The sequence below is a fragment of the Photorhabdus hindustanensis genome, assembly GCF_002968995.1.
Taxonomy (GTDB): Bacteria; Pseudomonadota; Gammaproteobacteria; order Enterobacterales; family Enterobacteriaceae; genus Photorhabdus; species Photorhabdus akhurstii.
This window is the reverse complement of the sequence record NZ_PUWT01000075.1, coordinates 1-11625: the sequence shown is the minus strand read 5'-3', so window position 1 is coordinate 11625 and position 11625 is coordinate 1. Positions and strand designations below refer to the sequence as shown.

The 11625-nt window shown below is 39.3% G+C and carries 7 protein-coding genes, 1 rRNA gene and 1 pseudogene; 7 read left to right on the top strand and 2 right to left on the bottom strand.

The window, feature by feature from the left end; all coding sequences use genetic code 11:
- Positions 1-130: 130 nt before the first annotated feature.
- From rrf to C6H66_RS22025, 6 genes and pseudogenes are all read left to right on the top strand, one after another.
- Positions 131-246, top strand: a 5S ribosomal RNA gene (rrf, locus tag C6H66_RS22050).
- A 628-nt stretch (positions 247-874) separates the two neighbouring features.
- Complete coding sequence (gene metA, locus C6H66_RS22045; protein ID WP_036811487.1) at positions 875-1804, top strand: homoserine O-acetyltransferase MetA; 930 nt, start codon at positions 875-877, stop codon at positions 1802-1804.
- 299 nt (positions 1805-2103) lie between these two features.
- The gene (gene aceB / locus C6H66_RS22040) at positions 2104-3702 is read left to right on the top strand and encodes a malate synthase A (RefSeq protein WP_105396729.1); all 1599 of its coding nucleotides are present in this window, start codon (positions 2104-2106) and stop codon (positions 3700-3702) included.
- An 88-nt stretch (positions 3703-3790) separates the two neighbouring features.
- Positions 3791-5098, top strand: a complete 1308-nt coding sequence (aceA, locus tag C6H66_RS22035) for an isocitrate lyase (RefSeq protein ID WP_105396728.1) — start codon at positions 3791-3793, stop codon at positions 5096-5098.
- 99 nt (positions 5099-5197) lie between these two features.
- A pseudogene (gene aceK / locus C6H66_RS22030) lies at positions 5198-6956 on the top strand (bifunctional isocitrate dehydrogenase kinase/phosphatase).
- Positions 6957-7374: 418 nt separating this feature from the next.
- Positions 7375-7944 carry a hypothetical protein gene (locus C6H66_RS22025; protein WP_036778146.1) on the top strand — a complete coding sequence of 190 codons (570 nt, stop codon included), beginning with the start codon at positions 7375-7377 and terminating at the stop codon, positions 7942-7944.
- 265 nt (positions 7945-8209) lie between these two features.
- On the opposite strand, the gene iclR is transcribed toward C6H66_RS22025, so the two are convergent.
- Positions 8210-9040 carry a glyoxylate bypass operon transcriptional repressor IclR gene (iclR, locus tag C6H66_RS22020; RefSeq protein WP_105396727.1) on the bottom strand — a complete coding sequence of 277 codons (831 nt, stop codon included), beginning with the start codon at positions 9038-9040 and terminating at the stop codon, positions 8210-8212.
- A 778-nt stretch (positions 9041-9818) separates the two neighbouring features.
- Between iclR and C6H66_RS22015 the strand changes: the two genes are divergently transcribed.
- On the top strand, positions 9819-11318 hold the full coding sequence (locus C6H66_RS22015; protein ID WP_046396128.1) for a M28 family metallopeptidase: 1500 nt from the start codon (positions 9819-9821) through the stop codon (positions 11316-11318).
- A 64-nt stretch (positions 11319-11382) separates the two neighbouring features.
- Here the strand turns inward: C6H66_RS22015 and C6H66_RS22010 are convergent.
- Positions 11383-11625, bottom strand: a 243-nt coding sequence (locus tag C6H66_RS22010) for an IS30 family transposase (RefSeq protein ID WP_146111095.1), incomplete at its 5' end; no start/stop codon positions are given.

The following is an 11625-nucleotide window of genomic DNA, read 5'->3' as shown; positions in this document are numbered from 1 at the left end:
TTTTGGTGTCGGAAGACAGCAAACAGAAGTCGGAAGACAGAAGAGAGACAGATTTCAGCTTGTTCAGAGATTGGTTCCAATGGTTGTGTTGACGGAGAGTCAGACAAGGGTTGGAATAAAACGGAATATGCCTGGCGGCGATAGCGCGGTGGTCCCACCTGACCCCATGCCGAACTCAGCAGTGAAACGCCGTAGCGCCGATGGTAGTGTGGGGTCTCCCCATGTGAGAGTAGGACACTGCCAGGCTTTAAATACAGTAGAAACCCTCAGCGTAAGCTGGGGTTTTTGCGTTTGTAAGACAGCCGCTGCTTTGGCTCCATAAACGTTACGATGCTTGTCGAAATTTGCTTTTGTTAATCATCCCTTTATCTCCAGCGTTTTTACCATCTGCGGCTGGTAGTTTCGGATTGATTCCCTTGTGAGCCATTCCTGCGGTTGCTGTGGCTATGTTGCCCTCGATACTTTGCATCCCGAAATTACTTTAATACATTATCGATTCATAAAATAATTTTGTTTCTTTATTAGAATATATTGTTTTTATATTTATAGTTTTGAAATTGAATTATTTATATATTGCGTCATTTTATGTTGAATTATTAGATTCTTAGCAATAACATCATTGAATTTTAGGTGATTTATTTTAAATATTTAATTAATATTAGTTTGATGTCTTTTGTTATAAAATAAAATTGAAATTATTTCATTTTCATAATATTAAAAACTATTAATTATTTATATATTGAATATCGAAATATGACCAAAAATGAAATAATTTCAGCTTACTTGTAAAGCCTCGACATTTTGTTAATACTTAGTTAGATTTAGCTGTCTGGAAGTCTAAACGTGTAAATGGATAAAAAATCGAGGTCATAGCATGCCAATTTGTATACCGGATGAATTACCCGCAGTGAATTTTTTACGAAATGAGAATGTGTTCGTAATGACATCTACCCGTGCGAATATTCAAAATATACGTCCACTAAAGGTATTGCTGCTTAACCTGATGCCAAAGAAAATTGAGACTGAAAATCAATTTCTAAGATTATTATCCAACACGCCTTTACAGGTAGATATCCAGCTACTGAGAGTAGATAACCGGAAGTGCAGGAATACGCCCGCTGAGCACTTGAATAACTTTTATTGTGATTTCGAACGGATAAAACATCAAAATTTTGATGGCTTAATTGTTACTGGTGCGCCATTAGGATTAGTTGAATTCGAAGATGTGGCATATTGGGAGCAGATAGAGAGAATAATTCGTTGGGCGAAGGAGCATGTCACTTCTACTCTATTTATTTGTTGGGCTGTGCAAGCAGCTTTGAATATTTTGTATGACTTACCGAAGCTTACCAGAGAAGTAAAACTATCCGGTGTTTATTATCATTCTACTTTGGAGCCTTTAGCATTATTGACTCGCGGCTTTGATGAATCTTTTTTTGCGCCTCATTCTCGCTATGCAGATTTTCCTGAGCAGGTTATTCGTGAACATACTGATCTGGATATTCTTTGCAATTCTGAGGATGCGGGGGTGTATTTACTGGCGAGTAAAGATAAGCGTATGGTATTTGTCACTGGGCATCCTGAATATGATGCCGGAACGCTGGCGAGTGAATATTTACGCGATTTAGCAGCAGGTTTGGAGCCAAAGATCCCAATAAATTATTTTCCAGATAATAATCCAGAAAGAAAACCACTGGCATCATGGCGTAGTCACGGGCATTTATTATTTTCCAACTGGCTAAATTATTATGTGTACCAGATCACGCCATATGATCTTACCTACATGAATCCAACACTGGATTAATATCTTTATAAATGGCTGAAATTCAGCCATTTAACCCTTCTGATTTTTTCTGATCTCCTGTCATTAGTACCTATCAAAATATCGCACTTTTTGTAGTTTATCTTATATAACAAAAACTTAACCAAATGATCTTATGATTTATGGAATCAATTTCTCTAATTTAAAATAGGTAATTTTCTTTATAACTAATTGTTTTTTATTGGATAAAAATAAATTTTTAAAAAAAATGGAAATCGTTTTTGATTTATTTTAAATATCTATTACTCTTATTCAGGTGGCTTTAAAATGAGGATAGATGAATGACGCAGCAAACTTTAGCGACTGAATTATCGTTTATTAAACGATTTGGAGCGGCAGAGCAGGAGATTTTGATACCTGAGGCGGTAGATTTTCTGAAAGATCTGGTTGTTCGGTTTACTGATGCACGGAAAAAATTGTTAGTCGATCGGGATATTTGGCAAAAGAAAATTGATGATGGTGAATTGCCTGATTTTATTTCGGAAACCAGTTCCATTCGCGAGAGTGAGTGGGAAATTCAAAATATTCCGGCGGATCTCCGTGATCGCAGAGTAGAAATCACTGGACCAGTAGAACGGAAAATGGTTATCAACGCCTTGAATGCTAACGTAAAAGTTTTCATGGCGGATTTCGAAGATTCCTTAGCACCGGCTTGGGATAAGGTGATTGAAGGGCAAATCAACCTGCGTGATGCGGTTAATGGCACAATTTCTTATGTTAATGAGCAAGGTAAGCAGTATCAATTGCAACCTGACCCGGCTGTTTTGATCGCACGGGTAAGAGGACTTCATTTACCGGAAAAACATGTTCTTTATCAGCATGAGCCAATCGCCGGTGGATTGTTTGATTTTGCGCTCTATTTTTACCACAACCATAAACAATTGTTGGCAAAGGGAAGCGGCCCCTATTTCTATTTACCAAAAATTCAGTCCTACCATGAAGCTCAGTGGTGGAGTGATGTATTCAGTTTTGCCGAAGATCGTTTTGAATTACCGAGGGGCACAATCAAAGCAACGGTATTGATTGAAACTCTGCCTGCTGTATTCCAGATGGATGAGATTCTTTATCATCTTCGGCACCATATCGTTGGCCTTAATTGTGGCCGTTGGGATTACATTTTCAGCTACATTAAAACACTGAAAAATCATAGTGATCGGGTTCTGCCTGATCGTCAATCTGTCACGATGGATCAACCTTTCCTCAACGCTTATTCCCGTCTGTTGATCAAAACCTGCCATAAGCGCGGAGCATTTGCGATGGGGGGAATGGCTGCTTTTATCCCCAGTAAAGATATTGAACGCAACAACTGGGTACTAGATAAAGTCCGGGCGGATAAAGAGTTAGAAGCACGTAATGGTCATGATGGTACATGGATTGCCCATCCAGGTCTTGCCGACACGGTGATGGAGGTTTTCGATAAGGTCTTGGCAGAGCGGCAAAACCAGTTAGATATCTTCCGTGAAGAAGATGCACCGATTACCGCAGTTCAATTGCTGGAACCTTGCCCAGGCGATCGTACTGAAGAAGGTATGCGGGCCAATATCCGTGTAGCGGTTCAATACATTGAAGCGTGGATTTCAGGAAATGGATGCGTTCCTATCTATGGTTTGATGGAAGATGCTGCGACAGCCGAAATTTCCCGGACATCCATTTGGCAGTGGATTCACCACGAAAAATCATTATCCAACGGTAAAAAAGTGACAAAAAGTTTGTTTAGTCAAATGTTGGCAGAGGAAATGGAGGTTATTAAGCAAGAGGTTGGAGAAACACGTTTCAGCCAAGGGCGATTTAGCGATGCGGCCAAGTTGATGGAGCGCATTACCACTCAGGACGAGTTGATAGATTTCCTGACGTTGCCGGGATATCAATTGCTTGATTAGAGCCAATCCCATTAGAAAAATTTAAGAAACGAATAATAACAAAACACCATTATCCGATTAATTTAACTAAAGGTAGGAAGTAGAAGTTATGACAATCTCCAGAACTCAACAAATCGCTCAACTGGAACAAGAATGGAAAAGTGACCGTTGGAATGGGATTATTCGCCCGTACAGTGCGGAAGATGTAGTTAAATTGCGTGGTTCGGTTAATCCAGAACATACACTGGCACAGTTTGGCGCTAAAAAGCTGTGGGAACTGCTACATGGCAAAGCTAAGAAAGGCTATGTCAACTCATTGGGGGCATTGACTGGCGGGCAAGCATTACAGCAGGCAAAAGCGGGTATTGAGGCGATTTATCTTTCTGGGTGGCAGGTTGCGGCTGATGCTAATACGGCATCCAGTATGTATCCTGATCAGTCCCTGTATCCGGTGGATTCAGTCCCGGCGGTGGTAAAACGTATTAACAACAGTTTCCGTCGGGCAGATCAAATTCAGTGGGCAAATGGTATTGATGCTGATAATCAGGAATATATCGATTATTTTCTGCCAATTGTGGCGGATGCGGAAGCAGGATTTGGTGGTGTTCTGAATGCTTTTGAATTGATGAAAGCCATGATTGAAGCGGGTGCTGCGGCTGTTCACTTTGAAGATCAACTTGCTGCGGTGAAAAAATGTGGTCACATGGGCGGTAAAGTTCTGGTTCCGACACAAGAGGCTATTCAAAAATTGGTCGCTGCGCGTTTGGCGGCGGATGTTTCTGGCGTGCCTACCCTGTTGATTGCTCGTACGGATGCTGATGCAGCCGATCTGTTAACTTCTGACAGTGACGCTTATGACAGTGAATTCATTACTGGCGAGCGGACTGTTGAAGGGTTCTTCCGCACCAGAGCGGGGATCGATCAAGCGATTAGTCGTGGTTTGGCTTATGCGCCGTATGCTGACTTGATATGGTGTGAAACATCAACACCTGATATTGAAATGGCCCGTCGTTTTGCTGAGGCGATTCATGCTAAATATCCTGGTAAATTGCTAGCTTACAACTGTTCTCCATCGTTCAATTGGAAAAAGAATCTGGATGATAAGACGATTGCACGTTTCCAGGATGAACTGTCAGCAATGGGATATAAATTCCAATTTATTACTCTGGCGGGTATCCACAGTATGTGGTTCAACATGTTCGACTTGGCGCATGCTTACGCGCAGGGTGAAGGCATGAAACATTATGTGGAGAAAGTACAGGAAAGAGAGTTTGGATCAATTAACCGTGGTTATACCTTCTCTTCTCATCAGCAGGAAGTTGGCACAGGTTATTTCGATAAAGTCACAACGATTATTCAAGGGGGAACATCGTCAGTAACCGCATTGACAGGTTCCACAGAAGAGCAGCAGTTCTGATTGTTCTATACCCTATGGATTTCAATTTGAAAGATGACGGGTATATTTCTGATTCTATTCAGCCTGCCGATTGCAGGCTGAATATATTGAGGAGTTGCGATGGGGATAGATTCGGCACATCTGATAGCGCAGACTATTTTACAGGGATTCGATGCACAATATGGTCGCTTTCTGGAAGTGACTTCCGGTGCACAACAACGCTTTGAACAGGCGGACTGGCTCGCTGTTCAGCAAGCGATGAAAAAGCGCATCAATCTTTATGATCATCATGTTGGGTTGGTGGTTGAGCAGCTTAAATGCATACATGGCGCTTTCGGATATGATGAAGAGTACATTGGCAAAGTAAAAGTTGTTTATACCAGTTTATTGCCGGATTATCCCCGGTTTGAAATTGCCGAGAGTTTTTTTTAATTCTGTTTATTGCCGTCTGTTTGAGCATCGTAATCTGACACCGGATAAATTATTTATTTTTACTTCTCAGCCTGCCCGGAGATTCCGGGACATTCCCCGTCCGTTGTCGCGTGATTTTTTCCCTAATGGCGATCTTGCCTCAATGTTACGGACAATCCTTAATGATCTGCCGCTACGTTTGCCTTGGGAAAATTTAGCGAGAGATGTTCATTATATTACGGACTATCTACAACAAACATTTCCAGTCGAAGAATTATTACAGGCAACTTTCCAGATAGCTAATGAACTGTTTTATCGTAACAAAGCGGCTTGGCTGGTAGGTAAGATCCGCATGGGAAGTCAAGTTTACCCTTTCTTGTTGCCGATCCATCATAATGAATCTGGCGGGATATTTATCGATACCTGCCTGACTGATTATGCTGATGCCAGCATTGTATTTGGTTTCGCCCGTTCCTATTTTATGGTTTATGCGCCTTTGCCTGCGGCTTTAGTTGAGTGGTTGAGAGAAATTCTGCCCGCCAAATCAACGTCTGAACTTTATATGGCAATCGGCTGCCAAAAGCATGGTAAAACAGAATATTACCGGGAATATCTGGCGTTTATTACCTTCTCCAAAGAGAAATTTATGATTGCCCCCGGAGTTAAAGGGATGGTGATGTTGGTATTCACTTCGCCTTCATTTGATCGCGTCTTTAAGGTGATTAAAGATAGATTTGCGCCGCAGAAAGAGGTGACGCAGGAGCGGGTACAGGAGTGTTACCGTCTGGTCAAGGAACATGATCGGGTGGGGAGAATGGCCGACACGCAGGAATTTGAAAATTTCGTTATCGATAAAGCCCGCATTAGTCCTGAACTAATGGAAGAGTTGCAGAAAGAAGTGCCGGAAAAGCTGGAAGATTTGGGTGATAAAATCCTGATTAAACATCTGTATATGGAACGCCGGATGACACCGCTGAATATCTATATGGAACAGGTAGAAGAGCAGAAGCTGAAAGATGCTATCGAAGAGTACGGTAATGCAATTAAACAACTTGCAGCGGCGAATATTTTCCCAGGAGATATGTTGTTTAAAAACTTTGGTGTAACGCGACATGGACGAGTGGTGTTCTACGACTATGATGAAATCTGTTATATGACAGAGGTTAATTTCCGGGATATACCGCCACCGCGTTATCCAGAAGATGAACTTGCTGGTGAACCGTGGTACAGCGTGGCGGCAAATGATGTTTTTCCTGAGGAATTCCGACATTTTCTTTGCACTGACAATCATATTCGTCTCTATTTTGAAGAGATGCATAGTGATTTATTTAAAGCAGACTACTGGCGGGCGTTACAGGAACGGATTAGAAATGGTCATGTGGAAGATGTGTTTGCGTATCGCCGCAAACAGCGGTTTAGTCAACGTACTGAGATAGAAACTTACTCTATTGTTAAAGTTTCAGCCTGATTTTATTGGGAATTGGCGATTGCTATTAGCAATCGCAATTTTCACCAATAGCTAATATTATTATCCTCATTAAATTATTTCTCTAAATTAAATATAAATTAATCCCTATTTGTTCTTGTGAGGGGTATGAATATTCCTAACAAAAATAAACTTGGGATTCAATATGAAATATATTTCTTATTATGAAGGCATAATTGGAATGTGAATTAAAAACATATATTTAATGATTTCTTTAAGAAATAAAAATAGATCCACTTATTTGTGGAAGCTCTATAATTTTATAGAGTTTGGGAATCAAGGATTTTTAGCCACGGCTAGCGGTTGTAAAAAGAATTGATATTTTTGACTCTAAATTAAATACATGAAAATTCTCATATAACACACATATAACTTCGCGAAAGTATTTAAGGATATAATCATGGCTAGTGTAATTTTATACGGTGATAAAATTCATATTAAAAACAATTATAATAATGGAAATGGTGGTTATCTGGACACTAATGGTCATGCAACCGCGCAAGGCGCAAAATATAACGTATACACGGCTGCTTCGCCGAACCGCGCTCCGGGTACAGGTACGGGAACATGGCAAATTTTGTCTACGAGCGGAAAAGCCATAGGGACAGAGGTTTACAGTGGTGATACTGTGTTTCTTTTCAATCTTTACCAGAATAATGGGGGATATCTCGGCACTAATGGTCATGCGCCGTCACCTGAACTTTATAATGTTTATACGGCGGATAAAGCTGCACGTCCAGTTGATACTCTGACATGGTATATTTTTTCAGATACAACCAGTGGATATGATGGCAAAGTTCGTGAAGGTGATGTTATCCGTTTTCTGAATGGTTATAATAACGTACGTGGAGGATTTCTCGATACTTGTTTCAATGCTACTGCTGCTGGTGCAGTATATAATGTATATACTTCACGTCTTTCTAACCGGGGCAATGGAACAGGTACTTGGAATTTATCAAAAGCGATTTAATCAGGATGATACTCATCGATTAGTGTTCCATTAACTAATTCTTATATATATGTAAGAATCCGGAAATATAATTATTTTTGGATTCTTTTTCTCATTTGTTGTTGATATTAGTTTTAAACTGATTAAATAGTTTTGTTATTATTCTATTATGTTGCCGATAATATTTTCAGAGGGATGATAAATTAAGTTGAATTTATTGGTCTGAAAAGACAGGGCACGAAAAAATCAATGCCCTGAGAATCATATGATAATTTAAGAAAAAGAATTAACGAATCCCGCCATATTCTTTACTGATCTCTTTTGCTGCCCGGATCACCAAAGCACCAAGTTCAGTGATTCGATCATCAGTGATCCGTGAGACTGGGCCGGAAATGGAAATAGCCGCAAAGGCTTGGTGATGCTCATCATAAATACAGGCAGCAATACAGCGCAGACCTAAAGCATGTTCTTCATCATCGAACGAATATCCTTGTTTACGTGCTTGTTCCAGATTTTCTTTTAAACTTGAAGGGGTTGTCTTGGTATGTTGTGTGTAAGAATGAAGCCCTTTCTTATGCAATAATTGAACCAGTTGGTTATCTGACAATGTTGAAAGAAATGCTTTGCCAGCTCCGGAAGCATGCATCGGCAATTTACCTCCGATAGGGGCGGACATTCTCATCAATGCATTACACTGTACCTGATCGACAATAACCGCTTCATATTCACTGTGATCAAGAATCGCTAAATTAACCGTTTCACCGGAATCTTCCATCAAGCGGCGGAGAATCGGGTGAATGAGTGCCAATAAATTTCGGCTCTGTAAGAAACTGCTGCCGACAATAAAAGTGTGTGAACCGATAACCCACAACCCTAAATCGCCAATCTGACGGACAAAACCGTGCTGTTGCAAAGTGGTCAAAAGGCGGTGAGTGGTGGAATTTGGTAATCCGGCTTGTTGGGCTAAATCAGTTAAGGCGATACCACCGGGTGACTCGGAAATATATTCCAAAAGTGTCAGGCCGCGACTTAATGACTGTACTTGTCCGTTAGCAACAGTATTATTCGCCGTAATCTTAGTTTTTTTTGTTTTTTTACTGGTAACGGCAGTGCTCATCGAAATACCCTCTGAATAATAAGATGGAATTCATTTTCATTTCTCATTATGGACGATAAACCTGAAAAACACTCATCCGATGTGTGGAAAATGCTACCTATCATTGAGATTTGAAGAAATCTCAAAATTTTGCCTAGAATCGTTATGATTGATAGCGCTGGCTTGGAACTTTTAGCAAATATGAGCCGGATCGGATGTACAGGAGTAGCGAAACAAATTGGCGAATGGTCAGTAATCGCATATTTTGGCCACTTGCTGATTGCTGCTTTTCCGGGTTTGCATTTCTTATTGCTTCGGGGGTTATGATAGTTAATTCACTGTAAATATACAATATTATTAATATGGTAATGGTTTACTATCTATAAATATAAATAGCTGACATTGTTGGTTCGGCACGATATAAACTGCTAAAGTTTGCTGATACTTTCTATATATAAACTGTAATTCCTGTTATCCAGGTAATCTTTGTAGAATGGAATAAGCGATCTTTTTAGGAATTAGCTAATGATATTAGTCGTATTTCAGTAGGAAGAATGTGTAAATAATACCTTGGGGAATTTATAGGTAATATGGTTTTTATCTAACTATTTTTTGATTATATAATTATAAAAGAGCGTCTGTTATTGTTAAAAATAATGTTTTATATTGTTTTAAATTAGTCGTAATTATTTTAATTAATTTTTTATATTTTCATTTGAATTGTAAAAACATGAGAAAATATTATTAATTATATCAAGGATAATATTTTGTTACTATTTTTTCGGAATGGGAGAGTTTAATGAAACGCATTTTTTTGATTATCTGTCTTCTAACAACTTTAATTGTAGCGATTATTCAGGGTATCGGTCTGGTACTTCCTGATAAAGTTCCTGTTGAATATTTCAAAGAGAGTGGGTTTAAGAATGTGATGAGAACACTTGGTGTTATTGCTGCGGAACCTCATCCTGCGGCTTCAACACGGCAAACGTTAATTCGGGCTTACCTGATTAACGAAATGAATAATATGGGATATAACGTTACTGAACAGACATTTCATTACTCGGCGGATGATTTGGCCTCTCGGCAGAAGAGAATATATTCAGGCTTCAATAGTCAACAACGCCGAGCTTTTGATAAAGAGTTTGCCAGGATAAATACAGGCAATTTTGCGAAACAAGTGGAGGATCAATCGGAATTAACTGGAACGAATCTTATCGCAAAGTTGGAGGTTCCTTCGCCAAAAGGAACCTTATTATTCGTTTCGCATTATGACAGTGTTAGAACTGCGCCAGGAGCCAGCGATAATGGTATGGCCGTCGCTTCGGTACTCCAGTTAATGCGGGATCTTGCTGAAAGAGAAGATATAAAAAACAACGTTATATTCTTATTCTCTGATGCTGAAGAGTTGGGATTACTTGGCGTGCATCACTTTGTTAAGAATATTAATGAAATTGCTACTCAACCAATAGATGTTGTTTTTAATTTTGATGCTCGAGGGAATAATGGCGTGCCACTCTTATTTGAGACATCGGCAAAAAATCTTGCGCTTGTTTCAGAATGGAATCGGAATGCTTATAAGCCGGTAGCTTTTTCATTTAGCCCTATCGTGTACCAGATGTTGCAGAATAACACAGATTTTAGCGTCTTTCTGGATAGAGGGTTTACTGGGATGAATTTTGCTACCATCTTGGGTTACGAGCATTACCACCGTATGAGTGATATTGTTGAGAATCTTAACCTTGGAACTTTGTGGCGATATCAGCGAACGGTTCGGGATTTGGGAGTGCATTTCGCGGTAAAAGATGAGATTAACATATTTAAAGAAAGTGTAGATGCAGTTTACTTTCCTGTACCCTATATTGGGCTGATTATCATGTCTATATTTACCGCTTTCGTTACAGGTATTTTAACATTTTTATTCTCTATCTCATTAGCGATAAGAAATATATGGTTTTCATCTTCACCCCGAACGGTATCAAATATTCGGAGCATGTTAAGGATAGTTGCTGGATTACTTAGCCTTATCGTCGCATTAATTTTACCTACTGCATCTTATCTTGTTACGTTACCTGTTTTGTTATTTTTATTAATGGACTTGATGTTACGAGAGTTCAATAAATTTAACGTTGCGTTGATTTTATTAATTATCTGTACCTACATTATATCTATTCTCTATGTTCCGATTATATACCTTGTTTCTATCGGATTGCAGGCTCCTATAGTGGGCGGTATTCTTGCTCTTCTGCCAATACTTATTTTAGGGGCTGGTATAGTCAGTCTTTGTAAACGAATAACTTAAATATATAAAATTATTCGTTATAATTAAAACTAATTCTTGGATTCACATAATAAGTGCAACATCGTTAATCCGGAAGTAAACATGTTCGTATTCCTTTAAATAATTCATTCGGTGTTTTCCCTCCCCGTGTTTTTCGGGGGCGATTATTTAATCGGTTTACCACAAAATTTATTTCCTGATCAGAGACTTCATTAAAATCAGTTCCCTTTGGAAAGTATTGTCTGATTAGTCCATTGATATTCTCATTTATCCCTCTTTCCCAAGGCGAGTAAGGGTGAGCAAAATAAATTTGGGTTTCTAATTTTTT